The organism is Azospirillum sp. VT-I1 (assembly GCF_055698305.1).
Map to the genome: position 1 here is coordinate 946,922 of NZ_CP168800.1, position 26,162 is coordinate 973,083.

Sequence of the window (26,162 nt, forward strand, 5' to 3'; positions counted from 1 at the left end):
TCAAGGGGGCTCCGCCGCCCTCCGCGCCGTTTCCACCGGGTGAGACGGCCATTCCGCCGGCCAACGCAGCCTTTACTCCCCTTTCGGACGGCTTGAACGCCGGTTCGGACCGGTTTGGTGCCCGTTCGGCCGCCCGAAGGGGAGCATTACGGCCCCGTTCGCGCCACAACACGCCGCCGGACCGGCAGGATGGCTTGAGCGGGACGACGATTCGCACCGGAGACAGTCAGGCAAAAGAAAAGGGGCGCCGAAGCGCCCCTCATTGTCCGCTTGCCGCAAGAGTTGCGGCGGAGTGTCACCGGGTCAGGCGCCCGGCGCCTCGCTGCGACGTTCGGCATGGACGTAGAGCGGCTTGGCGCGCCCTTCGACCACTTCCTTGTTGACCAGGATGCTCTCGATGCCGGTCAGGCCCGGCAGGTCGAACATCGGGTCGAGCAGGATGGCTTCCATGATCGAGCGCAGGCCGCGGGCGCCGGTCTTGCGCTGGATCGCCTTGTGGGCGATGGCGCGCATGGCGTCCTCGGAGAACTCCAGATGGACGTCCTCCATCTCGAACAGGCGCTGGTACTGCTTGACCAGGGCGTTCTTCGGCTTGCTGAGGATCTCGACCAGCGCCGCCTCGTCCAGGTCGGACAGGGTGGCCAGCACCGGCAGACGGCCGATGAACTCGGGGATCAGGCCGAACTTCAGCAGATCCTCGGGCTCGACCTCGTGCAGGATCTCGCCGGTGGCGCGCTCGTCAGCGGAGCGCACATCGGCGCCGAAGCCGATGCTGGTGCCCTTGCCGCGCTGGGCGATGATCTTGTCCAGGCCGGCGAAGGCGCCGCCGCAGATGAACAGGATGTTGCTGGTGTCGACCTGCAGGAATTCCTGCTGCGGATGCTTGCGCCCGCCCTGCGGCGGCACGGAGGCGACGGTGCCCTCCATGATCTTCAGCAGGGCCTGCTGCACGCCCTCGCCGGACACGTCGCGGGTGATCGACGGGTTGTCGGACTTGCGGCTGATCTTGTCGACCTCGTCGATGTAGACGATGCCGCGCTGCGCCCGCTCGACATTGTAGTCTGCGGCCTGCAGCAGCTTGAGGATGATGTTCTCGACATCCTCGCCGACGTAACCGGCCTCGGTCAGCGTCGTGGCGTCGGCCATGGTGAAGGGAACGTCGATGATGCGGGCCAGGGTCTGGGCCAGCAGCGTCTTGCCGCAGCCGGTCGGGCCGATCAGCAGGATGTTCGACTTCGCCAGTTCGACGTCGTTGTGCTTCGTCCCATGGGCGAGGCGCTTGTAGTGGTTGTGGACCGCCACCGACAGCACGCGCTTGGCGTAGGACTGTCCGATGACGTAATCGTCGAGCACCGCATGAATGTCGCGCGGAGTCGGAACCCCGTCGCGGGACTTCACGAGGGTCGTCTTGTTCTCCTCGCGAATGATGTCCATGCACAGTTCGACGCATTCATCGCAGATGAACACCGTCGGACCGGCAATCAGCTTGCGGACCTCGTGCTGGCTCTTGCCGCAGAAGGAGCAGTAGAGCGTATTCTTCGAATCGCCGCTGCTGGACTTGCTCATCGGTACTCCGTCATCTCGCGGGAGGCGTGGCCCCAGGGGACCATGCCCGTTCGCGGCGCCCCCCGACGCCGGTCCTACTCAGGTTATCGCGGACGACGCCCGCGACAAGGTCATGCGCCGATCTGCGACGCATCACGATCCGCATGGCCGGGTCCCTGTCCGGGACTCTCCCATGACCGGATCGTGTCACTGCCATTCAACAACAGCGTCACGACCCGATCAACCCTTTGTTGGGAGGGCTCAGGTCCCGCGGCTCACGAATGGTGGTCGACGCCCGGGCGCTTCTCCACCACCTCGTCGATCAGACCGAAGGCTTTCGCCTCTTCCGGCGACATGAACTTGTCGCGCTCCATGGCGGACTCGATGGTGTCGAGGTCCTGCCCGGTGTGCTTGACGTAGATGTCGTTCAGGCGCGAACGCAGCTTCAGGATCTCCTGGGCCTGGATTTCGATGTCCGAGGCCTGGCCCTGGGCACCGCCCGACGGCTGGTGGATCATGATGCGGCTGTTGGGCAGCGAGAAGCGCTTGCCCGGCGCGCCGGCGGCCAGCAGCAGCGAGCCCATCGAGGCGGCCTGCCCCATGCACACCGTCGACACCTGCGGGCGGATGTACTGCATGGTGTCGTAGATGGCGAGGCCGGCCGAGACGTAGCCGCCCGGCGAATTGATGTAGAGCGCGATGTCCTTGTTCGGGTTCTCCGACTCAAGGAACAGCAGCTGCGAGCAGATCAGGCTGGCGACGGCGTCGTTCACTCCGCCGATCAGGAAGATGATCCGCTCCTTCAGCAGGCGCGAATAGATGTCGTACGCGCGCTCGCCCCGGTTGGTCTGTTCGATGACCATCGGGACCAGAGCATTCATCTTCGGCTCGAAGTCGTACATGTGTTCTTCCCTGCCCCCGCAGTTGGCTGAACCGGTGATCGTTGCCGGCACGGAACCACATATAGGAACCTTTGGGGGCGGATGGTAGTCCGCCCCCACTCCTTTTGGGGAGTTAGGCCGCCTCAGCCTCGTCGTCGTCCTTCGTCAGCTCTTCGACGCTGACGGTCTTCTCGGTGACCTTGGCCTGATCCAGGATGTGGTCGACGACCTTGTCCTCGAAGATCGGGGCGCGGAGGTTCTCGAGAGCCTGCTGGTTCTGCTTGAAGAACTCGAACACCTGACGCTCCTGACCGGGGAAGCGGCGGGCTTCGTTGATCAGGGCGCGGTTCACCTCGTCCTGGGTGACCTGGATGTTGTTGCGGCGGCCGACTTCCGACAGCAGCAGACCCAGGCGGACGCGGCGCTCGGCGATCGAGCGGTACTCGGCCTTCAACTCGTCCTCGGACTTGTTGGCGTCCTCGCCGGCGGTGCCGTTCTTCAGCTCTTCCTGCAGGCGGGCCCAGATGCCCTCGAACTCGATGTCGACCATACCGGCCGGCACCTCGAAGGAATGGGCCTCGGCCAGCTTGTCGAGCAGCTGGCGCTTCACGCGCAGGCGCGACAGGCCGTCATACTCGCCCTTGATGCGGTCGCGGATGGCTTCGCGCATCTTCTCCAGGCTCTCCATGCCGAACTCCTTGGCGAGTTCGTCATTGACCTCGGCCGGGACGTTCTTGCGCAGCTCCTTCACGTCCACCTCGAAGACGGTCGCGGCGCCCTTCAGGCGCTCGTGCGGGTAATCTTCCGGGAAGGTGACGTTGACGGTGCGGTGCTCGCCGGCCTTGGCGCCGACCAGCTGCTCCTCGAAGCCCGGAACGAAGCGGCCGGCGCCCAGCTCCAGCGGATAGTCCTTGCCGTCCATGCCCGGCAGGGCCTCGCCGTCCACGGAACCGGCGAAGTCGATCACGGCGATGTCGCCGTTCTCGGCGGCGCGGTCCTCGGTGACCGGGGCCTGGGTCGAGTGGGCCGACGCCAGACGGGTCAGCGCTTCCTGCACCGCCTCTTCGCTGACCTCGGCGACCGGCTTCTCCAGCTCGATGCCGGTGAAGTCGCCCGGCTCGACGTCCGGCAGCAGCTCGACCGCCATCTTGTAGGTGAGGTCGCCGCCGTCCTCGTACTTCTCGACTTCGATCTTCGGCTGCAGGGCGACGCGCAGGCCGCGCTCGTTCAGCGCCTGGCGCGAGCTGTCGGAGATGGCGTCCTCCAGCACCTCGGACAGCACGCCGCCGAAATAGCGCTGCTTGATCACGGTGACCGGCACCTTGCCCGGACGGAAGCCCGGCAGCTGGACCGTGCGGCGCAGCTCTTCCAGCTTGCCGTTCACCTTCTCTTCGATGTCCTTGGCGGAAATGACGACCTGAAATTCGCGCTTGAGGCCGTCGGTGCTGGTCTCGGTGATGTTCATCGGAACGAAAGCCTATCTCGTTGTTCCGGCCCGGCGGCGCCCGTCCGGGCGGCCCGAATCCGTGTTGTCCATGCGGTCCAAGGTGTTGCCATGGTGCGGGCGAAGGGACTTGAACCCATACGACCGAAGTCACTGGAACCTAAATCCAGCGCGTCTACCAATTCCGCCACGCCCGCGTTCATGGCAAAGGCAGCCGCGACGGGTGCGCAAACACCCGCCGGACCGCCGGCGAAGTCCGGTCTATAGCACAGCGCGCCGGAAGCAAACAGGCAAAATGGCCCCACTCAAGAGAGTGAGGCCCGCTCTGTTCGCCTCAACCGCCGGCCTTACCCAGCGACCGCACCGCCGACGAGGTGATGATACGCCCCTCGCCGGTGTAGGCCTCGTGGTTGGCATCGATCTCGCCCAGCCGGTAGCGGTAGTTGATCATCATGCCGAGCGACTGTTTCAGCCCCTTGGCCGAGCGGTCGGCCAGCCAGTTCAGCCTCTCCATCCGCGCGCCGTTGGTGAGGTGGAAATGCGCCACCGGATCTTGCGCGCGGGCCGCGCGGGCGCGGCCATGGCCCTTCGCCTCCTGCACGCCGGTCAGGTAATGCGTGCACATCCGCATCAGCGGACCGCGCAGGCGCTTCTGCAGCTCCTCGTCCTCCGCCCAGCCGGGGCGCGCGATCGCGCGGGCGAGCAGCGGCGATTCGTCGGTGCCGACGCCGCCCTCCGTCATCGCCCCGGCATCGTCGGCCTGCTCCAGCTCGGCCAGCCGCTCGGCGATGCGCTCGGCCTCCGTGTTGGTCAGCACGGCGTCGCCGTCGCGGTCCAGCGTCCGGTCGAACCAGCGGCGGAATCCGGGGATCGGCGACAGGGTGGCGTAGCACTTGATGTTGGGGAACTCGGTCGCCAGCCCGTCGACCACCCGCTTGATCAGGAAATTGCCGAAGCTGATGCCGGCCAGCCCGGTCTGGGCGTTGGAGATCGAATAGAAGATGGCGCTGTCCGCGCTCTTCGGGTCGCAGACCGGGGCGGTGGGGTCGAGCAGCGCCTGCACATTGTCCGACATGCCCTGGACCAGAGCCACCTCGACGAAGATCAGCGGCTCGTGCGGCATGCGCGGATGGAAGAAGGCGAAGCAGCGCCGGTCCGAATCGAGCCGGTCCTTCAGGTCCTGCCAACCGCTGATCTCGTGCACGGCCTCGTACTTGATCAGCTTTTCCAGCAGCGAGGCCGGGCTGTCCCAGGTGATGCGGTGCATCTCCAGGAAGCCGACGTCGAACCACGCGCGCAGCAGGTTCTTCAGATCGTCTTCCAGCGCCTGCAGCAGCGGTTCGCCGCGCGCCATCTCCATCAGCTCGGCCCGCAGGTCGACCAGGAACTTGACCCCTTCCGGCAGGGCGTTGAACTGGGTCAGCAGGCGCAGGCGCGGCGGTTCCAGCGCCCGGCGCAGCGCGCGTTCGGCATGGCCGCGGGCGACCGGATCGGTTGCCGCCTGGAAGGTCGCCATCGCGTCCGTCACCGCGTCGCGGTCGACGTCGAAGTCGCGCGCGAGCATAACAAGGAAATTGCGCCGGCCTTGGGGATCGAGCGCCAGATAGGTGCGGCCGAGCTGGGCGGCGCGGGCGCGGGCTGAAACCTCGCCGCCGCGCGATTCCAGGCAGGCCTCGATCTGCTCCTTCAGCCGCTCGGCATCCTCCTTGGGCAGGTGAGTGCGCGGCGCCGCGCCGACGGCGCCGCGGGCCGATGCCGCGATCTCGCGCCAGCGAGTGCGCAGGTTGTCCAGCGCGCGGTCGAAGAAATTGGGCTGCGCGGCCGGGGATGGCGGCACAGGCTCCAGCGTGGTGGTGTCGGGTGCGTCGCTCATAGACCGGAGTCTGACCTGCCTCGACCGCCGCCGCAAGGGGGCGCGCGGACGCCATCGTCCGGAGTACCGCCAACGGCCGCTTGGCAGCCCTCAGCCCTGCGCCTTCAGCGCCTTCAGCACGCCGGGCAGCGCGCCCGCCAGATCGTCGGAGATCAGGCCGGGGCCGAGCGAGCGCCCGGCCTCGCCATGCAGCCAGACGGCTGTGCAGGCGGCCTCGAACCCGTCCATCCCCTGCGCCAGCAGGCCCAGCACGATGCCGGCCAGCACGTCTCCGGTCCCGGCGGTCGCCAGATCGGGCGGCGCGTTGACATTCACCACCGCGCGGCCGTCAGGCGCGGCGACCACGGTGTCGGCCCCCTTCAGCACCACCACGGCCCCCGACCGGGCGGCGGCGGCGCGCACCCGCGACAGCTTGTCGCCGTCCATGCCCACGGAGTCGCCGAACAGCCGCGCGAACTCCCCCTCATGCGGGGTGAGGACGCAGCGCTTGCCGAGCCGGTCGAGCAGTTCGTCCGCCGACTCGGCGAAGCTGGTCAGCGCGTCGGCATCCAGCACGCAGGCTCTGCGGGCGTCCAGCGCGGCCATCACCGCGGCGCGGGTCTGCGCGCCCTTCCCCGCCCCCGGCCCGATCAGCACCGCGTTCTTCCGCTGGTCCTGCAGCAGCCGGGCGAAGGCGCCGTCATCCTCCAGCGGATCGACGATCACGCTGGCGCAGCCGGCGGCATAGATCGGAAACGCTTCCGGCGGGCAGGCAATGGTGACCAACCCGGCGCCGGCGCGCAGAGCGGCCACCGAGGCCAGCCGCGCCGCGCCGGTCATCCGCGCCCCGCCGAGGACCACAGCATGGCCGCGCGCGTATTTGTGGCCGTCCAGCGCCGGCCAGGGGAAGCGGTGGCGCCACAGCGACGGCTCGTTCACCGCGGTCTGCGGCGCGATGCTGTCCAGCACCCGATCCGGGATGCCGATGTCGGCGACCACCACCTCGCCGCACAAGGTGCGGCCGGGCAGCAGGACATGGCCGGGCTTGCGGCGGAAGAAGGTGACGGTCAGCGCCGCCTGGGGAGCGGCGCCCAGCACCCGGCCGCTGTCGCCGTGCAGGCCGCTCGGCACGTCCACCGCCACCACCGTGCGCCCCTCCATCGCCTCGACGATGGCGCGGGCGTGCCCGTCCAGCGGCCGCGACAGTCCGGCGCCGAACAGCGCGTCGATGACCAGGGGGTTGCCCTTGAGGATATAGGGATCGGCCGCCTCGATCGGGCCGGGCCAGCGGTCGGCGGCCAGCGCGGCATCGCCGGTCAGCGCGGAGCGCGTGCCGAGCAGCGCCAGACGCACCGGCCAGCCGGCCTCCAGCAGCAGCCGGGCGATGACGAAGCCGTCGCCGCCGTTGTTGCCGGGTCCGCAGAGCACGGCGGTGGGGTGCGGCGCCCAGCGTTCGCACACCGCGCGGACCACGGCAGCGCCGGCGGCCTCCATCAGGGCCGGGCCGGGAACCCCGGCGGCGATGGCCAGCTGGTCGGCCCGATACATCTCCGCGACGGACAGAAGCTCATCCATCCCCCACTCCCCGGCGCTGCATTCCGTTGCGGGCGAACTTGCACGCCCCCACTCTACCCGTGGGCTGCGTCTTTGCCCGGAACGGACGGCGCAGACAAGCATAAACGCCCGCAAGACGGCCAGTAAGCCGTGCGGACGATAAGAAGAGCGGATTTTAAGAGGAAAGGAAAGGGAAGATGGGGCGATGGATGGGACTCGAACCCACGACCACTCGGACCACAACCGAGGGCTCTACCAACTGAGCTACCACCGCCGCCGTCAGCGTTTCCGCCGTCGGGAGCCGCGTTATCCTCCACCTCGGCTTTCCGGTCAAGCGTCTTTTTCACAAAAAGCGAAAAAACTTCTTTCGGGGCCGGCGGGCACCCCTTTCGACCGCAAATGCCGCCTTCGACGACGCGCAGGCAGCGGAGCGCTTGCGCCAGTTGCACAAATATTGTTCACTCCGCTGAATCCTTCGGCAGCACCCTGCCCCATCGGACGGCACCCGACCGTCTTATGACCAGCGTCGATGCCGCCGGACCGGATCGGCCGAATGTGGCACGCTCCATGCTTACCGTCGTCGCTGTCGGCAGTGCCGTGGACGGTGCCTGCCGGCGTTGGCACCTCGTACACGAGAGACCCATGAAGAAGATCGAAGCCATCATCAAGCCGTTCAAACTCGACGAGGTGAAGGAAGCCCTTCACGAGGTCGGGATCAAGGGGATCACCGTCACCGAAGCCAAGGGCTTCGGCCGCCAGAAGGGCCACACCGAGCTTTACCGCGGCGCGGAATATGTCGTGGACTTCCTGCCGAAGGTGAAGATCGAGGTGGTGATGGAAGACTCCCTGGTGGAACGGGCGATCGAGGCGATCCAGCAGGCCGCCCATACCGGCCGCATCGGCGACGGCAAGATCTTCGTCACGCCCGTGGAGGAAGTGGTCCGCATCCGCACCGGCGAGAAGGGTGCGGACGCGATCTGATCGCGCCCAGCCACCCTCCGCCCTTCCAACCGGCTCCCTTCCGACCAGCATCCGCCAACATGCGCCGCTTTCCCCGCCCCTTCTCGCCGGCCCCGGCCGCACCCTCCGCCGAACGGCCGATGGCCGCCTATGGCGAACGTGCGACTTTTTGGGTTGGCGCGTTGTACGGGGAAGAAAGGCGTGAGATAACGTCCGCCGCGAGCGCCGCCCTCCGCCGCCGAAGCCCCTCCGGGGTCTGGGCGGCGGCTTGACGCAGCGGGATCCAACCCTCTTAAAGCGTGGAAAAAGAGACATGTCCGACATCAGCAAGGTCTTCGACCTGATCAAGGAACACGACGTCAAGTACGTGGACCTGCGCTTCACCGACCCGCGCGGCAAGCTGCACCACACGGCCCAGCACGTCTCGACCATCGACGAGGATGTGTTCGAGGATGGCATCATGTTCGACGGTTCCTCGATCGCCGGCTGGAAGGGCATCGAAGAGTCGGACATGATCCTGAAGCTGGACCCGACGACGGCCGTCATGGATCCGTTCGCCGCCCAGCCGACGCTGAACATCCTCTGCGACGTGTATGATCCGGGCACCGGCGGCGCCTATGCCCGCTGCCCGCGCGGCATCGCCAAGGCCGCCGAGAAGTACACCGCTTCGGCCGGCATCGGCGACACCGTCTTCTTCGGTCCGGAAGCCGAGTTCTTCGTGTTCGACGACGTCAAGTACTCCGTCGACATGAACAAGGTGTCCTACGAGTTCGCCTCGGACGAGGGTTCCTACTCCTCCGGCAAGGAGTATGAGGACGGCAACCTGGGCCACCGCCCGGGCACCAAGGGCGGCTATTTCCCGGTCGCCCCGATCGACAGCTGCAACGACCTGCGCGCCGAGATGCTGAGCGTCCTGGCCGAGATGGGCGTCCCGGTCGAGAAGCACCACCACGAGGTGGCCGCCGCCCAGCATGAGCTGGGCATCAAGTTCGACACGCTGGTCCGCACCGGCGACAACATGCAGTACTACAAGTACGTGGTGCACAACGTCGCCCACGCCTACGGCAAGACCGCGACCTTCATGCCGAAGCCGGTGTTCGGCGACAACGGTTCGGGCATGCACTGCCACCAGTCGATCTGGAAGGACGGCCAGCCGCTGTTCGCCGGCAACCAGTATGCCGACCTGTCGGAGCTGGCGCTGTTCTACATCGGCGGCATCATCAAGCACGCCAAGGCGCTGAACGCCTTCACCAACCCGTCGACCAACAGCTACAAGCGCCTGGTCCCGGGCTATGAGGCCCCGGTCCTGCTGGCCTACTCGGCCCGCAACCGTTCGGCGTCCTGCCGCATCCCGTACGTCGCCTCGCCGAAGGGCAAGCGCGTCGAGGTCCGCTTCCCGGATCCGTCGGCCAACCCGTACCTGGCCTTCGCTGCCATGCTGATGGCCGGCCTGGACGGCATCCAGAACAAGATCCATCCGGGCGACGCGATGGACAAGAACCTGTACGACCTGCCGCCGGAAGAGCTGGCCAAGGTCCCGACCGTCTGCGGCTCGCTGCGCGAAGCCCTGAACTCTCTGCGCGAGGACAACGAGTTCCTGCGCAAGGGCGACGTCTTCACGCAGGACATGATCGACGGCTACATCGACCTCCGCACGGAAGAGATGATGGCCTTCGAGACCATGCCGCACCCGATCGAGTACAAGATGTACTACTCGGTTTGATGTTGCCTCGCGGCGTCCGGCAACGGGCGCCGCGGCCGGTCACGCATCATTCGAAAGCCGCTCCCGGTTCGCGCCGGGGGCGGTTTTCTTTTTGGTCTGTTCGATCCAGACGCCGACGTCCGGCGGCGCACAGCCCCTGCGCTCTGCGCAGTCGGCCTTGGCACAGGTGCAGGCGGGGAACAGGCAGCCGTCGCCGTTCAGGTCGGTGGCCCGTACCGCGAGGTCATAGCGGACGCCGCGCATGATGGCGGGGCCGGCGGTGCTGTGGCGCTCGTAATGCTCCACGACATGGCGCACGCGGGTGAGCAGTTCGCGTCGTTGATCGTGCCCCGGGTCCATGCCTTCGCCCCCAGTCGCCAATGATTGCAGCCATGAACAGGGACGCCCGAAAGCCGCGTCCTGTTCCGGCATCCATGCGCAGTACGGCGCAAGGGGAACTCAACGCACAGGAATGATGCGCCGGCCCGGCTGTTGCCGCAGCAGTGTTCGAGACGAGTGACCAGGACGGGAGAGCATGATGGATCGCGATCGGCTGCACCGCGTCGCCAAGGCGCTGGGCGACGTCCGCCTGTACGAGAAGCACCACACCGGTGAGTTCATCACCATGCGCCTGCGCGACTCCCTGGCCGACAACCCCGGCTATGACGAGGAGGAGGTGGACAAGAAGCTGCTGGAACTTGCGCGCGTGGCGCTGGAGGCCGCGGAATAGCGGGGCCGGGGGTGACGAAGCGGCGGCCGGCCTGTTGGTGGGGGTGAAGCGTCCACCAGAGGGAGACTGCCGCCATGGCCGAAGAGAAGACGTCCGACATGCCGCAGGGTGACCGTCCCGCCACCAAGCCGATCCCGGTGAAGCCGGCGGTCGAGCCGATGAGCGACAAGGACGAAGCGCCGCCGGGCACACCGGGGACGGGCGAGAACATCGATCCGAAGACCGGCGAGACCTATGTGCAGGGGATCGGCGGGGCGTGATGGGTGGGTGTGATGGATAAGCGTCGGCTGGCGATGCCCCTCCCTAACCCTCCCCGCTCTCGGCCGGCCGAAGGCCGGTCCGATCACGGGAGAGGGAACTGCCGATGCCCTTTGTCAAACCCTCACAAGCGACCAACCGCCCAAACGAAAAGGGCCGGCTCCTGCGAGCCGGCCCTTTCGCTGTCATCACACCAGCGTCACGCCACGAAGGGCGGAACGGCGGTGAAGTTGGCGGCCTTCTCCACGACCTGGCCGACGCGCAGCAGCGTCTCCTCGTCGAAAGGACGGCCGATCAACTGGAGGCCGAGCGGCAGGCCGTCGGCGCCGAGACCGGCCGGGACCGACATCGCCGGCAGGCCGGCGAGGTTGATCGGAACGGTGAAGACGTCGTTCAGGTACATCTGAACCGGATCGTCCATCTTCTCGCCGATTGCGAAGGGCGTGCTGGGGGCGGTCGGCGTCAGGATGACGTCGCAGCTCTTGAACGCCTCGTCGAAGTCCCACTTGATGCGCGTGCGCACCTGACGGGCCTTATTGTAGTAGGCGTCGTAATAGCCGGCCGACAGCACATAGGTGCCGATCAGGATGCGGCGCTGCACTTCCTTGCCGAAGCCGGCGCCGCGGGTGTTCTCGTACATCTCCTTGAGGTTGCCGCCCTCGACCCGCAGGCCGTAGCGCACGCCGTCATAGCGCGCGAGGTTGGACGACGCCTCGGCCGGCGCGATGATGTAGTAGGCGGCCAGAGCGTATTTGGTGTGCGGCAGGCTGACCTCGACCGGCTCGGCACCGGCCTCCTTCAGCCAGGCGATGCCCTGGTCCCACAGCGCGGCGATCTCCGGCGACAGGCCCTCCACCCGGTATTCCTTCGGAATGCCGACGCGCAGGCCGCGGATGTCGCCGGTCAGGGCGGCGCGGAAATCCGGCACCGGCATGTCGACGGAGGTGGAGTCCTTCGGATCGAAGCCGCACATGGAGCGCAGCATGATCGCCGCATCCTCGACCGTGCGGGTCATCGGCCCGGCCTGGTCCAGCGAGGAGGCGTAGGCGACGATGCCCCAGCGCGAGCAGCGGCCGTAGGTCGGCTTGATGCCGACGGTGCCGGTGTAGCCGGCCGGCTGGCGGATCGAGCCGCCGGTATCGGTGCCGGTGGCGCCCAGCGCAGCACGCGCGGCGATGACCGCGGCGGACCCGCCCGACGAACCGCCGGCGACGATCTTCTTCTCCCAGGCGCCGGGCGCGCCGGGGCTCCACGGGCTGACCGTCTCGCCCTGGTGGGCGGTGATGGTGGCGGAGCCCATGGCGAACTCGTCCAGGTTCACCTTGCCCAGCATGACGGCGCCGTCGCGCCACAGCTGGGAGGTCACCGTGGATTCATATTCCGGCTTGAAGCCGTCCAGGATGTGGCTGCCGGCGGTGGTCGAAACGCCCTTGGTGCAGAACAGGTCCTTCACCGCGATGGGCAGGCCGTCCATCGGCCCGGCCTCTCCCTTCGCGCGGCGCTCGTCGCTGGCCTTGGCCATCGACAGGGCGGCGTCCGGGGTCTCGGTGATGAAGATGTTGAAGGGGCGCACGGCCTCGACCGCGCGCACATGCGCCTCGGTCAGCTCGACCGCGGTGAATTCCTTCTTGGCGAGGCCGTCCAGGGCCTCCGCCATCGTCAGATGCGTGAGCGCCGTCATCACTCGACCACCTTGGGCACGACGTAGAAGCCTTCGGCCGTTTCCGGACCGTTCGACAGGACCTGCGCGGCGTAACCGCCGTCGGTGACCTCGTCCTTGCGGCGGCGCAGCTTTTGCGCGGCCACGCTGGTCATCGGCGGCACGTCCTTCGTGTCGACCTCGTTGAGCTGTTCCACGAAGGTCAGAATCTGGCTCAGTTCCCCGGCCAGGGATTCCAGTTCCTCGTCCGGCACCTTGATGCGGGCCAGATGCGCGATCTTGGCCACCGTGGCCTTGTCGAGCGACATGCCTCTACTCTCTTCCAAAACATTGGAAATCGGCCGCGAAGCTATCACCCGCGCACGTCCACCGCAACGTTTGCGGCCCAGGACCCGCTCAGAAGGCGTCCGGACGGCCGCCGGGCACCGCGGCGGCCAGCGCCAGCGGGCAGCCGCAGGACCGGCAGGTGGTCTGCTGGAGCACCTGCAGCAGCCGCGCATCGGGCAGCGCCAGCCCGAGCGCGCGTTCCACCTCCGCGATCTGCCGCCGGTGGTCGGCGCTGGCGCCGCAGGCGGCATCCAGCATCGCGCCATAGTCGGAGCGCGGCTGCGCGGTGATCGCCTGCGTTCCGCCGGCGGCAAAAAGCCCGGCTCCGCCGGCCGCCAGCCCGGCCAGCACCGCACGCCGGTTCGCACCTGTCCCAGTCCTGCTCATCCGTCCGCTCCGTCGATGGGTTCGGGCTGCGCGCCGGGGGCAGCCGTTTCCGCAGGGAACCGACTATACGCCGCGCGGTCCGGACCGCCAGCGGCCGAATCATTAAATAGCCGCAAGCTCAGGCGGCGATGCGCGTGGCCGAATGCCAGCTGGCATGGTCCATGCGCAGCTTGAACAGCGCGATCGGCTCGCCCCAGGGCGTCACCCGTGTTTCCAGCGCCACCGGCACCAAGCCCAGCTTCGCATAGAGCAGCAGGGCCGGCGTGTTGGTGTTGAAGCAGTAGAGGGTCAGTTCAGGCAGGCGGTGATGGTCGAAGGCGCGGTCGATCATCGTCCGCACCAGATACTCGGCGACGCCGCGGCGGCGCAGGGTCGGATCGACGCTGACATTGCCGATGCTGGCGGTCCGTCCATCCTCGAAGGTGGCGTAGTTGGCATAGCCCACCACCCGTTCCCGCCCATTCTCCGCCAGGGTCGCGACGGTCGGGTCGCGCCGGGTGCCGAGCGTGGCCCGCACCTGATCCGGGGTCAGCGGCCAGACCGCGCGCGGGAACAGGAAATACAATTCCTCCGCACTGCGGGGGAAACCGCAGACGGTCGGGATGTCGCCGTCGGTAAGGGGCCGGTGCGACAGGATGGACGGGGGCGATGCGCTGCTCATACTTAGAAGAATAAGTATCTTTAACAACAACTCAAGCGATCTTGCGGTGACAAGGCTGCGGCCCTATGGTCGGGGGATGATCCACACCCTCTCCGAACTCGCGGCCCGGCTGGGCAAAAACCAACGTTTGCTTGGCCTTGACGTCGGCACCAAGACCGTCGGGCTGGCGGTGGCCGATCCCGGACTGATCGTCGCATCCCCGATCGGCACGCTGAAGCGCACCAAATTCACCCAGGACGCGCGCGAGCTTGCCAAGACCATCCGCGATTACGGCATCGGCGGTCTGGTGGTCGGGCTGCCGCTGAACATGGACGGGACGGAGGGGCCGCGCGCCGAATCGGTGCGCGCCTTCGCCAAGAATCTGCTGGAGCGTCCCGACCTGCTGGGCTGGGAGGCCGAGATCGCCTTCTGGGACGAGCGGCTGTCGACCTCGGCGGTTGAGCGCTTCATGATCGGCGAGGCTGACATGACCCGCAAGCGCCGGGACGAGGTGGTGGACAAGATGGCCGCCGCCTACATCCTGCAGGGCGCGCTCGACATGCTGGCCAACCAGCGCCGCCTCGCCGCGGAAGCGGATGAAGAGGACGACCGCGACGAGGATTACGACGACCGCGACTGAGACCGGTCCCGGCCGCCGGTCGCAAGTCGCGGGTCATTCAGGCATGGTGCTCGGGGGCATGGCGCTCGGGCTGAAGCAGTGCGGCACGGCGAAGAAGCTTTGCCGGGTCGACTCCTGCACCAGCAGCAGGGCGCTGGCCTTGACGAGGGCGGCCGGCGTGTCCGGCGTGAGCGCCAGCGCGCGGCAGTAGATCCCCTCCGCCAGATCGGCGTGGCCGGCAGCGGCCAGCGTCTCCGCCACCGTCAGCAGGCCGTTCATCGCCATGGCGAGATCGCCGTCGAGGTTCAGCGCCCCGGCGAATGCCTGCACCGCACCCGGCAGATCCCCCTGGCTTTCCAGCACCAGCCCGTAGGTGGCCCACCAGACGGGAACGCCCGGCCGGGCCGTGATGGCTTGGGCGATCATCTCCTGCGCCTCGGCCCAGCGGCCGGCCTGCGCGGCGATCAGGCCCTGGCGGTAGATGCTTTCGGCCTGATCCGGCGTCATCGTCCCTGCTCCCGGCTCAGGCTTCGGGGCGGCCGAGCTGGTCCATCAGCTCGCGCCATTCACGCTTGGACAGGCCGCTGGCCTCCTGCGTCACCGGTTCCCCGGCCAGCAGGCGCTTCACCACGTCCAGGCCGGTGCGCGACAGGTGGGCGCCGCCCATGCGGTATTCGGTGAAGGACTCGAACACCGCCGGGACCCAGCGCTTCACCACGTCCAGCATCGCCTCGGCATAGACGCGGATCTCGTACTGGGCGTGACTGTCGGCGCGCAGCGACAGGAAGTGCAGAAGGTTGTGGAGATCGACCTTCCAGTACCACTGCGTGTAATAGTTCAGCGACAGGTTCATCCGCGCCAGCTCGCGAGCCAGCCCCTGGCGGGACGGGTCGATGACGGTGCCGTCCTCGCGGTGGTTCAGCATCTCCTCATAGTGGATGTAGGCGCGTTCGGAATCCTCGCGCAGCAGCCGCATGACGTCGGCCGCCTCCTCGCCCTCCAGCACGTCGCCGCGGCCCTGGCGGTTCACCACGGCCTGGGCGCCCAGCTGTTCCGGCGCCGGCACGTAGAACTCGCGGTCGAGGATGGAGTAGCGGGCCGAATATTCGTTCACGTTCGCGGTGCGGTGGCGGATCCACTGGCGGGCGACGAAGATCGGCAGCTTCACATGGAACTTGATCTCGCACATCTCGAACGGGGTCGAGTGGCGGTGGCGCATCAGATACTTGATGAGGCCGGAATCCTCGCTGACCTTCTTGGTGCCCTTGCCATAGGACACGCGCGCCGCCTGCACGACCGCCGCATCGTCGCCCATATAGTCGATGACGCGGACGAAGCCGTGGTCCAGCACCTCCAGCGGCTGATAGAGGATCTCCTCCAGGGCCGGGACGGTGGCGCGGCGGGTGGTGGCGGTGACGGCGCGCAGGCGATCGATTTCGTCGCGCTGCTCGGGCGTGATCGGCATGGTGACTCCGGGGCTGCAACGGCCGGACTCTTAAGCAGTGCGGCACCGGGGTGCAAGCCGCCTTTCTACCGACCGTCCCACCCGCGTCACAGCAACGCATTCGGCGATCATGCACACACCCCTTCCCTTGCCGGACGGGAGTGCCTATATTCGCGTCGTCGGTTCGCCGACTATGGCGATAAACGCCTTGTGGAATAAGCGTTGTGGACCCGGGGGCGGTACCCGGCGCCTCCACCAACCATACACCGGACTCGTTGACCGGGGTCGTTGGGGGCGAAACAGGATCGACACGCGTGGTAAAGGCATGGTTTTCGCTCGGCATGGTTCCGCCGTTATCGGGCCGTTGCAATAGTTGCCAACGACAACGTTGCTCAGGCTCGCCTCGCTGCCTAACGGCGGCTGGTAGCCTAAACCTAATCCCCGCGGGTTAGCGCCCAAGGGTGGGGCCGTGGGCCGCCTAGCAACAGAAGGCCCACACCTCTCTTCCCGGCATCCGGACCAGGCTTGCCTGCCGGCGGGATGCCAGACCGACGCGTTATCAGGGACCCGCCCAAGCATGCCGAAAGAGCAGCTCCGCTATGACCGCATGGTCGAGACCGCGTTGCGCGGCGTTGTCCGCGACGCGCTGACCGAGGTTGCCGAGCGCGGCTTGCCGGGCAATCACCATTTCTACCTGACCTTCCGCACCGGTTTCCCCGGCGTCGAGATTCCCGACTATCTGGCCTCCCAGTATCCCAACGAGATGACCATCGTCCTGCAGTTCCAGTATTACGGGCTGGACGTCACGGACGATCATTTCGAGGTGACGCTGAGCTTCAACAACGTGCATGAGCGGCTGGTGATCCCCTTTGCCGCCATCACCACCTTCGCCGACCCGTCGGTGAATTTCGCGCTGCAGTTCCAGCCGCTGGCCGCCGCCGAGTCGGCGGAGGTCTCCTCCATGCCGCCCCGCGCCGCCGCCGAGCGCGCCGAGGAGAAGGCCGAGGAAGCCGCTCCGGCCGAGGAGCCGAAGCGCGGCGAGGTCGTGGCGCTGGACGCCTTCCGCAAGAAGTAACCGCCTCCCACCGATGCCCGCCCGGCCGCCCAGCGAGTATGTCGCCAGTCTCTGCGAGATGATGGCGCCGCTGGGCGATGTGCGGGCGCGCCGCATGTTCGGCGGCTATGGCCTGTCCATCGACGGGCTGACCTTCGCGCTGGTCGCGGATGAGACGCTGTATTTCAAGGCGGACGACGTGAACCGCGGCTCGTTCGTCGAGTTGGGCCTGGAGCCCTTCCGGCCGATGCCGGACAAGCCGACCACCCTGTCCTACTATCCCCCACCCGATTCGGCGCTGGACGACCGCGACGAACTGCTGCCCTGGGCCCGGTCGGGGTTCGAGGCGGCATTGCGGGCCGCCGCGAAGAAGGCGGCGAAGGTAAAGCGGAAGTGAGACACCCTCTCCCGGGACGGGAGAGGGTAACTCAAGCGCCCTCAGATATTCTCCGCCATGTGGATCGTCGCGTTGCTGGCCTGGGCGCCGGTGGTGCGCTGGCGCATCTGGCGGGCGAAGCGCAGGGGGTTGGGGAAGACGTTCAGCAGCGAGCCGAGCTTGCCGACCGACGAGGTCGCCTTGCCCACCGCCATCACGTCGGCCAGGCGGCGGTCGATGAAGGCGCGGGTCTCCACATGGCCTTCCGACTTGTCGTCCAGCCAATAGAAGGTGGAGGAACTGACCACCGCGGACAGCAGCGCCCGCTTGGTATAGTGGTTATAGTCGGTGGAGGTGTCGCCGGCGGCGAACCACATGGCGTCCACCGTGCGGTAGAGCAGCCGCAGGCCGAGCGCCACATTCTGCGGCATCGCCAGATAGGAGAGCTGCCGGCGCTTGGCCTCGCGGTGGGGCTCCAGCACCTCGAAATAGGTGCGGACGGCGAGGGAGATGCGCTCGCGCACCTTCATCTCGGCCAGCGGCAGGGCCTCCAGCCGGTCGAGCATCTGGCGGTCGGTCCAGTCGGCGAAATGCTCCACCGCGTCGGTCACGCCGCCGGGGAAGGCGCGCAGCAGCGCCGACGGCTCGTGCCCGGCCATCTGGGTGCCGTCGCGCAGGGCCTGCAGGCTCCAGCCGTCGAAGACGACATTGGGCAGGCTCGCAACCAGGATGTCGTCGCGAAGCGTGTCGATGCTCATAGCCAACTCTCCCTGCGCCCGCCCTCAGGTCCGGGACGGCGCGTCCGTGGCCGCGGCGAGCGCGGCGTTGATATGATGCATCTCCTCGGTGCAGACGAGGAGCCGCAGATCGTCCATGCGATCAAGATAGAGCACGCCATCCAGGTGGTCGACCTCGTGCTGGACCACACGGGCATGGAAGCCCGACGCCTCGCGCTCGATCCGGGCGCCGTCCAGGCCATAGCCGCGATAGCGGATGCGCGGATGGCGCGGCACCAGACCGCGCAGCCCCGGAATCGACAGGCAGCCTTCCCAGCCGCGAACCTTGTCGTCGGACAGCGGTTCGATCACCGGGTTGACCAGGACGGTGTTCGCCACCTCCTCCCCCTCCCCGCGGTCGGCGGGAACGCGGAAGACGATGATCCGCCGCGACTCCGATATCTGCGGCGCGGCCAAACCGACTCCGGGAGCGTCCAGCATGGTGGCGATCATGTCGGCCGCCAGCCGGGCAACGGCCGGATCGGTGGGATCGGCGATGGGCTCCGCGATCTTGCGGAGAACGGGATTGCCCATCCGGGCGATTGGAAGCACTGGCATGACGCTATATCTGGAGTGCGGACACGGCCGGAGCAACCGTTTCCTGTGCGTCCAGCCCGGTTCATGCTTGCGAACCGAAGACTCCCCTTCACAAAGGCGATGGGGCGTGCTACACACTGCGCCCACACAAGGGGTGCGCCCGCCGCGCATGCCTATTTGTTGCCTTTGCGCAACATGCTTCACTTGGAAGGGTGACGGTAAACGTGCAAGTTCTGGTCCGAGACAACAACGTCGATCAGGCCCTCCGCGCGCTCAAGAAGAAGATGCAGCGCGAGGGCATTTTCCGTGAAATGAAGCTGCGTCGCAACTACGAGAAGCCCTCGGAGAAGCGCGCGCGTGAGAAGGCCGAAGCGGTGCGTCGCACCCGCAAGCTTCTCCGCAAGCGGATGGAACGCGAGGGCTACTAATCGCCGGTCGCGCTTAGCGACTGCGAAGGGCGCGTGTGATGCGCGCCCAAGACCCCTTGTGTCTTGCACCCGACCGTCCCGCGATCTTCGCGTGGGCGGTTTTGGTGTATCTGCGTCATTTCGCTTTGCCGGAACTGTGCGTCGGACAAGCGTATTGAACGGCCAGCCAGCCAAGCGCCCGGCCGTCGTGGAAAGGCCCGATTCATGAGCGCTTCCAACCTCACCGCCCGCCAATCGGTCCCGGCGCTGCGCGCCCGCAAGGGGGGCGAGCCCATCGTCTGCCTGACCGCCTACACCGCCCCGGTGGCTCGGCTGCTCGATCCGCATGTCGACCTGCTGCTGGTCGGCGATTCGCTGGGCATGGTGGTCTATGGGCTGGACAGCACGCTGCCGGTGACGCTGGACATGATGATCGCCCATGGCGCCGCGGTGGTCCGCGCCTCCGAACGGGCCTGCGTCGTGGTCGACCTGCCCTTCGGCAGCTACCAGGAAAGCAAGGAGGCCGCCTTCCGCGCCTCGGCCCGCGTGATGGCGGAGACCGGCGCCCAGGCGGTCAAGCTGGAAGGCGGGCTGGAGATGGCGGAAACGGTGGCCTTCCTGACCGCCCGCGGCATCCCGGTGATGGGCCATGTCGGGCTGACGCCGCAATCCGTCAACACGCTCGGCGGCTACAAGGCCGTCGGCCGCGACGCCGAGGCGGCGGAACGGATCGCCGCCGACGCCCGCGCGATTGCCGAGGCCGGCGCCTTCACCCTGGTGATCGAGGGCACCATGGAGCCGCTGGCCCGCCGCATCACTGAGGAGGTGGCGATCCCCACCATCGGCATCGGCGGCTCGCCGGCCTGCGACGGGCAGGTGCTGGTCACCGACGACATGCTCGGCCTGTTCGGCGCCTTCCAGCCGAAATTCGTCAAGCGCTACGCCAATCTGGGCGAGACGGTAAGCGAGGCCGCCGCCGCCTACGCCGCGGAGGTGCGGACCCGCGCCTTCCCGGGACCGGAGCATTGCTTCGGGGTGAAGAAGGCCGCGGCGGTGTAAAGCCCTCTCCCGGGGGCGGGAGAGGGAAAACTCAGTGCACTTCGTTCTTCCTCCGTTCCAGGCGATCCGGTAAAGTCCGGCCGTCATGGATGCCCCCTCCCCTGCCCTGATCCCGCCCAACGTCGCCGCTTGGTTCCAGTCACGCGGCTGGGCGCCGCACCCGCATCAGGTCGCCATGGTGGAGGCGGCGGAGCGCGGCGAGAGCGCCCTGCTGATCGCGCCCACCGGCGGCGGCAAGACGCTGGCCGGCTTCCTGCCCTCGCTGATCGAACTGGCCGAACGGCCGCGCGAAGGGCTGCACACGCTCTACATCTCGCCGCTGAAGGCCCTGGCCGTCGATATCCAGCGCAACCTGGAACAGCCGATCGCCGAGATGCGGCTGCCGATCCGGGCGGAGACGCGCACCGGCGACACGCCGGAGGCCAAGCGCAAGCGCCAGCGCACCCATCCGCCGCACATGCTGATGACGACGCCCGAAAGTCTGGCGCTGCTGCTGTCCTACACCGACGCCGACCGGCTGTTCCGCAACCTGCGCTGCGTCATCATCGACGAGCTTCATGCGCTGGCCGGCACCAAGCGCGGCGACCTGCTGGCCCTCGGGCTCGCCCGCCTGTCGCGCCTCGCCCCCGCCGCCCGGCGGGTCGGGCTGTCGGCCACGGTGGCGGAGCCGGAGCGGCTGCTGGCTTGGCTGTCGCGCCGCGGCCGGCATGACGGCACCGACTCCGACGACGTTCGCCTCGTGGTCGGCCGCAGCGGCGCCCAGGCGGAGGTGGAGATCCTGACCTCGCAGGAGCGGGTGCCCTGGGCCGGCCACATGGCGATGCACGCCATGAAGGAGATCTACGAGCGCGTCCGCCGCCAGCGCACCACCCTGCTGTTCGTCAACACCCGTGCCCAGGCGGAGCTGGTGTTCCAGGCGCTCTGGCGGGTCAATGACGACAACCTTCCCATCGCGCTCCACCACGGCTCGCTGGCGGTGGAACAGCGCCGCAAGGTCGAAGGCGCCATGGCGCGCGGCGAGTTGCGGGCGGTGGTCGCCACCTCCTCGCTCGACCTCGGCATCGACTGGGCGGCGGTCGACCTCGTGGTGCAGATCGGCGCGCCCAAGGGGTCGAGCCGGCTGGTCCAGCGCATCGGCCGCGCCAACCACCGGCTGGACGAGCCCAGCCGCGCCCTGCTGGTCCCCGCCAACCGCTTCGAAGTGCTGGAATGCCGCGCCGCGCTGGAGGCGGTGCACGACCACACGCTGGACGGCGATGCGCCGCGGCCGGGCGGGCTGGACGTGCTGGCCCAGCATCTGCTCGGCATGGCCTGCGCCGCGCCCTTCCTGGCGGACGAGCTGTATGAGGAGGTGGTCTCCGCCGCCCCCTATGCCGCGATGACGCGCGACGAGTTCGACGACGTGCTGGATTTCGTTGCCACCGGCGGCTACGCGCTCGGCGCCTATGACCGTTTCCAGCGCTTGAAGCTGCGCGAGGACGGGCGGATGGCGGTGGCCGGTCCGGCGGTGGCGCGCCAGTACCGCATGAATGTCGGCACCATCACGCAGGAGGCGCTGCTGCGCGTCCGCCTGAACCGCGGGCCGGTGCTGGGCGAGGTGGAGGAGTATTTCATCCAGGGACTGACCCCCGGCGACACCTTCCTGTTCGCCGGCCAGCTGCTGAAGTTCCTTGGCGTGCGCGAGATGGAGGCGCAGGTCGCCAAGGGCGGCACCGGTGACCCGAAGGTTCCCGCCTATGCCGGCGGGCGGCTGCCGCTGACCACCCATCTGGCGGACCGCGTGCGCGCCATGCTGGCCGACCCGCGCCAGTGGGACGGGCTGCCGGAGGATGTGCAGGAATGGCTGCGGCTGCAGCGCTACCGCTCCGTCCTGCCCAACCGCGACGGGCTGCTGGTGGAGACCTTCCCGAAGGCCGGCAAGCGCTTCCTCGTCGCCTATGCCTTCGAGGGGCGCAATGCCCACCAGACGCTGGGCATGCTGCTGACCCGGCGGATGGAACGGTTCGGGCTGGGACCGCTGGGCTTCGTCGCCACCGATTACGTGCTGGCGGTGTGGTCGCTGCGGTCGCCAACCGATATGGACGCGCTGTTCGACCAGGACATGCTGGGCGACGATCTGGAAGCCTGGATGGACGAGTCGTCGATGCTGCGGCGGACCTTCCGCAACGTGGCGCTGATCGCCGGGGTGATCGACCGCCGCCATCCGGGACAGGAGAAGACCGGACGGCAGGTCACCTTCTCCTCCGACCTGATCTATGACGTGCTGCGCAAGCATGACCCCGGCCATGTGCTGCTGCGGGCGACGCGGGCCGATGCCGCGGGCGGGCTGACAGACATCCGCCGCCTGTCCGATTTCCTGGCCCGGGTGCGCGGGCGCATCACCCACAAGGACCTCGACCGCATCTCCCCCCTGGCGGTGCCGGTGATCCTGGAGATCGGGCGCGAGCGTGTGGACGGCAGCGCCACCGACGAACTGCTTGCCGCCGCCGAGGCCGAATTGCTGGCGGAGGCGATGCCGGAGCTTGTGAAGGAACCGCGGCGCGACGAGGCGAGCTTGCCCGGCATGGACGCGCCGCGCCGCTTGGGCCAATGACCACCTGAAAGACCGTCATAATGCGCAAGGATCTTCACGAGGCGAACCGCCTCTCCTGGAACGCCGCGACAACCGCGCACAACAGCCACAAGGGCGACCAGGCCGCCTTCTTCCGGAACGGTGGTTCGACGCTCTTTCCGGAGGAGATCGAACTCCTCGGCGAGGTTCGCGGCCTGAGCCTGCTTCACCTGCAATGCAACTCCGGCCAGGACAGCCTGAGTCTCGCGAGACTCGGTGCCGACGTGACGGGTGTCGACATCTCTGACGAGGCGATCGCATTCGCCTGTCGCTTGTCGCAGGAAAGCGGCATCCCGGCGCGATTCGAGCGGGAGGATCTGTTCGCATGGTTCGAGCAAGCGGCCGATGAACACCGATCGTTCGACCGGGTCTTCGCCTCGTACGGGACGATCTGCTGGCTCTCCGACCTCGACGCCTGGGCGCGCGGCATCGCAAATGTGCTGAGGCCGGACGGGCGGTTCGTGTTCATGGAATTCCACCCCTTCGCCATGGTGTTCAATGAACGGTGGCAGCCGTTCTACGACTATTTCAACAACGCGCCGGTCGAGGAGGATGGCGTCGGCGATTATGTGGCAGACTCCGGCACCGGCCTTACGCCGGGGGGCAGCGAGACCGGCGTGGTGGACTTCCGAAATCCCCACAATTCATACGAGTTCTATTGGGGAATCGGCGAGGTGGTGTCGGCACTCATCCGGGCGGGACTGACGCTCGAGAGGATGGAGGAGTTCCCCTATGCCAACGGGTGGCGCGGCTTTGAAGGCATGCGCGACATCGGCGGACGGCGCATGGTTCCACCGGAGGGCATGCCGCGTATTCCGCTCATGTACGGCCTTGTCGCGAGGAAGGGCCGGTAAGACGGCCTGCATCGGCTTGCGCCGGTGCCGCGCTCGCTCGGACCCGGCGCGACTGCCGGAGAGGATCGCGCAAGACCGTTCCTGCCGAATATGGGAAACAACACGCGTTGCAACGGGGAAGTACTCATGCATCCTCTCCCCCTCGCCGGCGTGACGCTGGCGGCGGACCCGTCCGGTGCCGTCCATTGGCCGGAGCAGGACCTGATCGCCGTCGCCGACCTGCATCTTGAAAAGGGGTCGGCCTTCGCCGCGCGCGGACGGATGCTGCCGCCCTACGACACGCGGGCGACGCTGGACCGGCTGGCGGAGTTGATCGCGCGGTTCCGGCCGACGCGGGTCCTCTGCCTCGGCGACAGTTTCCACGACCGGCGGGCGGCCGAGCGGATGGCCTCTGCCGACGTGGATCGGCTGCGCGGCCTGACCGCCGCCGTCACCGACTGGGTGTGGATCACCGGCAACCACGATCCCGAACCGCCGCAGGGCCTTGGCGGCCGGGTGGCGGCGGAGCTGTCGCTCGGCCCGCTCACCTTCCGGCACGAGGCGCAGCCCGGCGCGGTGGGAGAGCTGTCGGGCCACCTGCACCCCGCCGCCGCGTTGGCGCTGGCCGGACGCCGGGTGCGCGAGCGCTGCTTCGTCACCGATGGCGCCAAGCTGATCCTGCCGGCCTTCGGCAGCTTCACCGGCGGGCTGAATGTGCTGGATCCCGCCTTCGACGGGCTGCTGGCGCGGCAATTCGAGGTGCTGATGACGGTGCGCGACCGGGTCTACCGCTTCCCCTGCGCCCGATTGTCGCCGGACCGCGCACGTTGACGCTCTGGCCGAAGCGTGAGCGCGGCCTATATCGGTTGGTCCGGAGTAGACCAACCGAGCGCCGTGCATGTCCGCCCCCATCATCGTCTGGTTCCGCAACGACCTTCGTCTGGCCGACAACCCGGCGCTGACGGCAGCCGCCCAAGCCTCTGCCGAGCGCGGCGCGCCGGTCATCCCGCTCTACATCCTGGAGGAGGAGACCGGCGATCCCTGGACGTTCGGCGGGGCACAGCGCTGGTGGCTGCACGGCAGCCTGGAACGGCTCGCCACCTGCTGCGCCCGCCACGGCTCGCCGCTGGTTCTGCGCCGTGGCGAGCCGGGCGCCGTGCTCGACGCGCTGGTGGCGGAGACGGGGGCGGAGTGCGTGCTGTGGAACCGCCGCTACACCCCCGCCCAGACCGCGCGGGATGCGGCGATCAAGGAGCGGCTGAAGGCACGCGGCGTCGATGCCCGCAGCTTCAATGCCGGCCTGCTGGCCGAACCCTGGACCGTCCGCAACAAGAGCGGCGGCCCGTTCAAGGTCTTCACCCCCTTCTGGCGCCACCTGTCGGCCACGCTGAACCCGCCGCTGCCGAACCGGGCGCCCGCCGCCCTGAAGGCGCCGGACAAGGCACCGGCCAGTGATGAGCTGGAAAGCTGGGGTCTGCTGCCGACCAGGCCCGATTGGGCCGCCGGCCTGCGCAAGCGCTGGGTTCCCGGAGAGACGGCGGCGCTGTCCCATCTGGCCGATTTCCTAGACGGACCGGTCGGCGTCTATGCGACGGAGCGCGACCGGCCGGACCGCGACGGCACTTCCGCCCTGTCCCCCTATCTGGCATTCGGGGAGATCGGGCCACGGCAGGTCTGGCATGCCGCCCGCCATGCCGCCGACGCCCGGCCGGAACTGGCCCCCGGCGTCGATTCCTTCCTGCGCGAGGTCGGCTGGCGCGAGTTCCAGTATCATCTGCTGCACCATGCGCCGGAGCTGCCCGACAGGCCGCTCGATCCCCGCTTCGCCGACTTTCCCTGGCGCGAGGATGCGGCGGGCCTGCGGGCGTGGCAGCGCGGGCGCACCGGCTATCCCATCGTCGATGCCGGCATGCGCCAGCTGTGGGAGACCGGCTGGATGCACAACCGCGTGCGGATGATCGTCGCCTCCTTCCTGGTCAAGGACCTGCTGCTGCCCTGGCAGGAGGGAGAGCGCTGGTTCTGGGACACGCTGGTCGACGGCGATCTCGCCCAGAATGCCGGCAACTGGCAATGGGTGGCGGGCTGCGGCGCCGATGCCGCCCCCTTCTTCCGCGTCTTCAATCCCGTCCTGCAGGGCGAGAAGTTCGATCCCGAGGGAGATTACGTCCGCCGCTACGTCCCCGAACTGGACCGGCTGCCGCCGCGCTGGATCCACCAGCCCTGGGCCGCGCCGACCGAGGTGCTGCGGCAGGCCGGCGTCCGGCTGGGCGACGATTACCCGCGGCCGATCCTCGACCATGGCGCCGCCCGCGACCGCGCGCTGGCGCTGTACAACGAGCGCAAGGGACGGGTGGAGCCGGCGTCGTGACCGCCATCTTCACCGAAGCGTCACCGCCATGCCCGCAAACGGTCATTCCCGGCTGCTAATCTGCCTGTGGTGGCCCGGTGCGGCCGCCCTGTCCCGCCCAGTGTCAAGGGTCAGAAGCGATAAGGACGCCGGCCGCTC

At 68.0% G+C, this 26,162-nt stretch carries 27 protein-coding genes, 2 tRNA genes and 1 other RNA gene; 14 read left to right on the plus strand and 16 right to left on the minus strand.

The genetic code is table 11. The features are described from left to right. Window positions 1-303 precede the first annotated feature (303 nt). The 7 genes from clpX to AB8P05_RS04560 all read right to left on the minus strand — a co-directional run bounded on the left by clpX (window position 304) and on the right by AB8P05_RS04560 (window position 7,550). Window positions 304-1,566, minus strand: a complete 1,263-nt coding sequence (clpX, locus tag AB8P05_RS04530; RefSeq protein WP_111066575.1) for an ATP-dependent Clp protease ATP-binding subunit ClpX — start codon at window positions 1,564-1,566, stop codon at window positions 304-306. 254 nt (window positions 1,567-1,820) lie between these two features. Next, window positions 1,821-2,447, minus strand: a complete 627-nt coding sequence (clpP, locus tag AB8P05_RS04535; protein WP_111066576.1) for an ATP-dependent Clp endopeptidase proteolytic subunit ClpP — start codon at window positions 2,445-2,447, stop codon at window positions 1,821-1,823. A gap of 112 nt (window positions 2,448-2,559) precedes the next feature. Beyond that, a complete protein-coding gene (tig, locus tag AB8P05_RS04540; protein WP_472758977.1) occupies window positions 2,560-3,891 on the minus strand; it encodes a trigger factor in 1,332 nt (443 codons plus the stop codon). A 91-nt stretch (window positions 3,892-3,982) separates the two neighbouring features. Then, a tRNA-Leu gene (locus AB8P05_RS04545) sits at window positions 3,983-4,067 on the minus strand. A gap of 137 nt (window positions 4,068-4,204) precedes the next feature. Next, window positions 4,205-5,743, minus strand: a complete 1,539-nt coding sequence (locus AB8P05_RS04550; protein WP_472758978.1) for a malonyl-CoA decarboxylase — start codon at window positions 5,741-5,743, stop codon at window positions 4,205-4,207. 90 nt (window positions 5,744-5,833) lie between these two features. Then, window positions 5,834-7,297, minus strand: coding sequence for an NAD(P)H-hydrate dehydratase (locus tag AB8P05_RS04555; protein ID WP_472758979.1), 1,464 nt, complete (start codon window positions 7,295-7,297; stop codon window positions 5,834-5,836). Window positions 7,298-7,474: 177 nt separating this feature from the next. Then, window positions 7,475-7,550: transfer RNA gene (locus tag AB8P05_RS04560), tRNA-His, on the minus strand. Between the two features lie 368 nt (window positions 7,551-7,918). Between AB8P05_RS04560 and AB8P05_RS04565 the strand changes: the two genes are divergently transcribed. Further along, complete coding sequence (locus AB8P05_RS04565; RefSeq protein ID WP_012974531.1) at window positions 7,919-8,257, plus strand: P-II family nitrogen regulator; 339 nt, start codon at window positions 7,919-7,921, stop codon at window positions 8,255-8,257. Between the two features lie 292 nt (window positions 8,258-8,549). Continuing rightward, entirely contained in the window at window positions 8,550-9,959 is a 1,410-nt protein-coding gene (gene glnA, locus AB8P05_RS04570; protein ID WP_200192932.1) for a type I glutamate--ammonia ligase, read from the plus strand. A 39-nt stretch (window positions 9,960-9,998) separates the two neighbouring features. Here the strand turns inward: glnA and AB8P05_RS04575 are convergent, their stop codons facing one another. Further along, on the minus strand, window positions 9,999-10,298 hold the full coding sequence (locus AB8P05_RS04575; protein ID WP_472758980.1) for a hypothetical protein: 300 nt from the start codon (window positions 10,296-10,298) through the stop codon (window positions 9,999-10,001). A gap of 175 nt (window positions 10,299-10,473) precedes the next feature. On the opposite strand from AB8P05_RS04575, the gene AB8P05_RS04580 reads away from it, so the two are divergent. Further along, a complete protein-coding gene (locus tag AB8P05_RS04580) occupies window positions 10,474-10,668 on the plus strand; it encodes a hypothetical protein (RefSeq protein ID WP_149230039.1) in 195 nt (64 codons plus the stop codon). A 74-nt stretch (window positions 10,669-10,742) separates the two neighbouring features. Next, window positions 10,743-10,928, plus strand: coding sequence for a hypothetical protein (locus AB8P05_RS04585; RefSeq protein ID WP_149221960.1), 186 nt, complete (start codon window positions 10,743-10,745; stop codon window positions 10,926-10,928). A 197-nt stretch (window positions 10,929-11,125) separates the two neighbouring features. On the opposite strand, the gene gatA is transcribed toward AB8P05_RS04585, so the two are convergent. The 4 genes from gatA to AB8P05_RS04605 form a co-directional block, all read right to left on the minus strand. Next, complete coding sequence (gene gatA, locus AB8P05_RS04590; protein ID WP_472758981.1) at window positions 11,126-12,607, minus strand: Asp-tRNA(Asn)/Glu-tRNA(Gln) amidotransferase subunit GatA; 1,482 nt, start codon at window positions 12,605-12,607, stop codon at window positions 11,126-11,128. Beyond that, window positions 12,607-12,894 (minus strand): Asp-tRNA(Asn)/Glu-tRNA(Gln) amidotransferase subunit GatC, encoded by a 288-nt coding sequence (gene gatC, locus AB8P05_RS04595; protein WP_014248134.1) that lies wholly within the window; start codon window positions 12,892-12,894, stop codon window positions 12,607-12,609. The genes gatA and gatC overlap by 1 nt, the downstream gene beginning before the upstream one ends. A gap of 88 nt (window positions 12,895-12,982) precedes the next feature. After that, on the minus strand, window positions 12,983-13,300 hold the full coding sequence (locus AB8P05_RS04600) for a hypothetical protein (protein ID WP_472758982.1): 318 nt from the start codon (window positions 13,298-13,300) through the stop codon (window positions 12,983-12,985). 118 nt (window positions 13,301-13,418) lie between these two features. Further along, a complete protein-coding gene (locus AB8P05_RS04605; RefSeq protein ID WP_472758983.1) occupies window positions 13,419-13,961 on the minus strand; it encodes a GNAT family N-acetyltransferase in 543 nt (180 codons plus the stop codon). Window positions 13,962-14,037: 76 nt separating this feature from the next. Here AB8P05_RS04605 and ruvX point away from each other — a divergent pair, with 76 nt between their 5' ends. Beyond that, window positions 14,038-14,580, plus strand: coding sequence for a Holliday junction resolvase RuvX (gene ruvX / locus AB8P05_RS04610; protein ID WP_455172099.1), 543 nt, complete (start codon window positions 14,038-14,040; stop codon window positions 14,578-14,580). A 33-nt stretch (window positions 14,581-14,613) separates the two neighbouring features. Here ruvX and AB8P05_RS04615 read toward each other — a convergent pair whose 3' ends face one another. After that, complete coding sequence (locus tag AB8P05_RS04615; RefSeq protein WP_472758984.1) at window positions 14,614-15,066, minus strand: tetratricopeptide repeat protein; 453 nt, start codon at window positions 15,064-15,066, stop codon at window positions 14,614-14,616. 16 nt (window positions 15,067-15,082) lie between these two features. Beyond that, the gene (gene thyX / locus AB8P05_RS04620; RefSeq protein ID WP_472758985.1) at window positions 15,083-16,024 is read right to left on the minus strand and encodes an FAD-dependent thymidylate synthase; all 942 of its coding nucleotides are present in this window, start codon (window positions 16,022-16,024) and stop codon (window positions 15,083-15,085) included. Window positions 16,025-16,142: 118 nt separating this feature from the next. Here thyX and ssrA point away from each other — a divergent pair. From ssrA to AB8P05_RS04635, 3 genes are all read left to right on the plus strand, one after another. After that, window positions 16,143-16,503: a transfer-messenger RNA gene (ssrA, locus tag AB8P05_RS04625) on the plus strand. Window positions 16,504-16,580: 77 nt separating this feature from the next. After that, window positions 16,581-17,078, plus strand: coding sequence for an SspB family protein (locus tag AB8P05_RS04630; RefSeq protein WP_472758986.1), 498 nt, complete (start codon window positions 16,581-16,583; stop codon window positions 17,076-17,078). A gap of 13 nt (window positions 17,079-17,091) precedes the next feature. Next, a complete protein-coding gene (locus AB8P05_RS04635; protein WP_472758987.1) occupies window positions 17,092-17,454 on the plus strand; it encodes a TfoX/Sxy family protein in 363 nt (120 codons plus the stop codon). Window positions 17,455-17,495: 41 nt separating this feature from the next. Here AB8P05_RS04635 and AB8P05_RS04640 read toward each other — a convergent pair whose 3' ends face one another. Both AB8P05_RS04640 and def read right to left on the minus strand, forming a co-directional pair. Next, window positions 17,496-18,191, minus strand: coding sequence for a COQ9 family protein (locus AB8P05_RS04640; RefSeq protein ID WP_455172104.1), 696 nt, complete (start codon window positions 18,189-18,191; stop codon window positions 17,496-17,498). A gap of 24 nt (window positions 18,192-18,215) precedes the next feature. Beyond that, window positions 18,216-18,767, minus strand: coding sequence for a peptide deformylase (def, locus tag AB8P05_RS04645; protein WP_472758988.1), 552 nt, complete (start codon window positions 18,765-18,767; stop codon window positions 18,216-18,218). A 203-nt stretch (window positions 18,768-18,970) separates the two neighbouring features. Here def and rpsU point away from each other — a divergent pair, with 203 nt between their 5' ends. From rpsU to AB8P05_RS04675, 6 genes are all read left to right on the plus strand, one after another. Beyond that, window positions 18,971-19,174 carry a 30S ribosomal protein S21 gene (gene rpsU / locus AB8P05_RS04650; protein ID WP_012974546.1) on the plus strand — a complete coding sequence of 68 codons (204 nt, stop codon included), beginning with the start codon at window positions 18,971-18,973 and terminating at the stop codon, window positions 19,172-19,174. 204 nt (window positions 19,175-19,378) lie between these two features. After that, complete coding sequence (panB, locus tag AB8P05_RS04655; RefSeq protein ID WP_472758989.1) at window positions 19,379-20,212, plus strand: 3-methyl-2-oxobutanoate hydroxymethyltransferase; 834 nt, start codon at window positions 19,379-19,381, stop codon at window positions 20,210-20,212. A gap of 85 nt (window positions 20,213-20,297) precedes the next feature. Then, complete coding sequence (locus AB8P05_RS04660) at window positions 20,298-22,805, plus strand: ligase-associated DNA damage response DEXH box helicase (protein WP_472758990.1); 2,508 nt, start codon at window positions 20,298-20,300, stop codon at window positions 22,803-22,805. Between the two features lie 20 nt (window positions 22,806-22,825). Continuing rightward, window positions 22,826-23,677, plus strand: coding sequence for a class I SAM-dependent methyltransferase (locus tag AB8P05_RS04665; protein ID WP_472758991.1), 852 nt, complete (start codon window positions 22,826-22,828; stop codon window positions 23,675-23,677). 126 nt (window positions 23,678-23,803) lie between these two features. Continuing rightward, window positions 23,804-24,487 carry a ligase-associated DNA damage response endonuclease PdeM gene (gene pdeM, locus AB8P05_RS04670; RefSeq protein ID WP_472758992.1) on the plus strand — a complete coding sequence of 228 codons (684 nt, stop codon included), beginning with the start codon at window positions 23,804-23,806 and terminating at the stop codon, window positions 24,485-24,487. A 67-nt stretch (window positions 24,488-24,554) separates the two neighbouring features. Beyond that, complete coding sequence (locus AB8P05_RS04675; protein ID WP_472758993.1) at window positions 24,555-26,024, plus strand: cryptochrome/photolyase family protein; 1,470 nt, start codon at window positions 24,555-24,557, stop codon at window positions 26,022-26,024. Window positions 26,025-26,162 lie beyond the last annotated feature (138 nt).

Excerpts from the sequence above, each read along its gene's own strand:
- AB8P05_RS04615 (WP_472758984.1), bottom strand. The coding sequence starts at position 15,066 with ATGACGCCGGATCAGGCCGAAAGCATCTACCGCCAGGGCCTGATCGCC.
- tig (WP_472758977.1), bottom strand. The coding sequence starts at position 3,891 with ATGAACATCACCGAGACCAGCACCGACGGCCTCAAGCGCGAATTTCAG.
- AB8P05_RS04605 (WP_472758983.1), bottom strand. The coding sequence starts at position 13,961 with ATGAGCAGCGCATCGCCCCCGTCCATCCTGTCGCACCGGCCCCTTACC.
- AB8P05_RS04580 (WP_149230039.1), top strand. The coding sequence starts at position 10,474 with ATGATGGATCGCGATCGGCTGCACCGCGTCGCCAAGGCGCTGGGCGAC.
- gatC (WP_014248134.1), bottom strand. The coding sequence starts at position 12,894 with ATGTCGCTCGACAAGGCCACGGTGGCCAAGATCGCGCATCTGGCCCGC.
- AB8P05_RS04575 (WP_472758980.1), bottom strand. The coding sequence starts at position 10,298 with ATGGACCCGGGGCACGATCAACGACGCGAACTGCTCACCCGCGTGCGC.
- AB8P05_RS04565 (WP_012974531.1), top strand. The coding sequence starts at position 7,919 with ATGAAGAAGATCGAAGCCATCATCAAGCCGTTCAAACTCGACGAGGTG.
- AB8P05_RS04640 (WP_455172104.1), bottom strand. The coding sequence starts at position 18,191 with ATGAGCATCGACACGCTTCGCGACGACATCCTGGTTGCGAGCCTGCCC.
- ruvX (WP_455172099.1), top strand. The coding sequence starts at position 14,038 with ATGATCCACACCCTCTCCGAACTCGCGGCCCGGCTGGGCAAAAACCAA.
- gatA (WP_472758981.1), bottom strand. The coding sequence starts at position 12,607 with ATGACGGCGCTCACGCATCTGACGATGGCGGAGGCCCTGGACGGCCTC.
- AB8P05_RS04675 (WP_472758993.1), top strand. The coding sequence starts at position 24,555 with ATGTCCGCCCCCATCATCGTCTGGTTCCGCAACGACCTTCGTCTGGCC.
- AB8P05_RS04600 (WP_472758982.1), bottom strand. The coding sequence starts at position 13,300 with ATGAGCAGGACTGGGACAGGTGCGAACCGGCGTGCGGTGCTGGCCGGG.
- panB (WP_472758989.1), top strand. The coding sequence starts at position 19,379 with ATGAGCGCTTCCAACCTCACCGCCCGCCAATCGGTCCCGGCGCTGCGC.
- AB8P05_RS04555 (WP_472758979.1), bottom strand. The coding sequence starts at position 7,297 with ATGGATGAGCTTCTGTCCGTCGCGGAGATGTATCGGGCCGACCAGCTG.
- thyX (WP_472758985.1), bottom strand. The coding sequence starts at position 16,024 with ATGCCGATCACGCCCGAGCAGCGCGACGAAATCGATCGCCTGCGCGCC.
- def (WP_472758988.1), bottom strand. The coding sequence starts at position 18,767 with ATGCCAGTGCTTCCAATCGCCCGGATGGGCAATCCCGTTCTCCGCAAG.
- clpP (WP_111066576.1), bottom strand. The coding sequence starts at position 2,447 with ATGTACGACTTCGAGCCGAAGATGAATGCTCTGGTCCCGATGGTCATC.
- AB8P05_RS04585 (WP_149221960.1), top strand. The coding sequence starts at position 10,743 with ATGGCCGAAGAGAAGACGTCCGACATGCCGCAGGGTGACCGTCCCGCC.
- AB8P05_RS04665 (WP_472758991.1), top strand. The coding sequence starts at position 22,826 with ATGCGCAAGGATCTTCACGAGGCGAACCGCCTCTCCTGGAACGCCGCG.
- glnA (WP_200192932.1), top strand. The coding sequence starts at position 8,550 with ATGTCCGACATCAGCAAGGTCTTCGACCTGATCAAGGAACACGACGTC.
- pdeM (WP_472758992.1), top strand. The coding sequence starts at position 23,804 with ATGCATCCTCTCCCCCTCGCCGGCGTGACGCTGGCGGCGGACCCGTCC.
- AB8P05_RS04660 (WP_472758990.1), top strand. The coding sequence starts at position 20,298 with ATGGATGCCCCCTCCCCTGCCCTGATCCCGCCCAACGTCGCCGCTTGG.
- clpX (WP_111066575.1), bottom strand. The coding sequence starts at position 1,566 with ATGAGCAAGTCCAGCAGCGGCGATTCGAAGAATACGCTCTACTGCTCC.
- AB8P05_RS04630 (WP_472758986.1), top strand. The coding sequence starts at position 16,581 with ATGCCGAAAGAGCAGCTCCGCTATGACCGCATGGTCGAGACCGCGTTG.
- AB8P05_RS04635 (WP_472758987.1), top strand. The coding sequence starts at position 17,092 with ATGCCCGCCCGGCCGCCCAGCGAGTATGTCGCCAGTCTCTGCGAGATG.
- AB8P05_RS04550 (WP_472758978.1), bottom strand. The coding sequence starts at position 5,743 with ATGAGCGACGCACCCGACACCACCACGCTGGAGCCTGTGCCGCCATCC.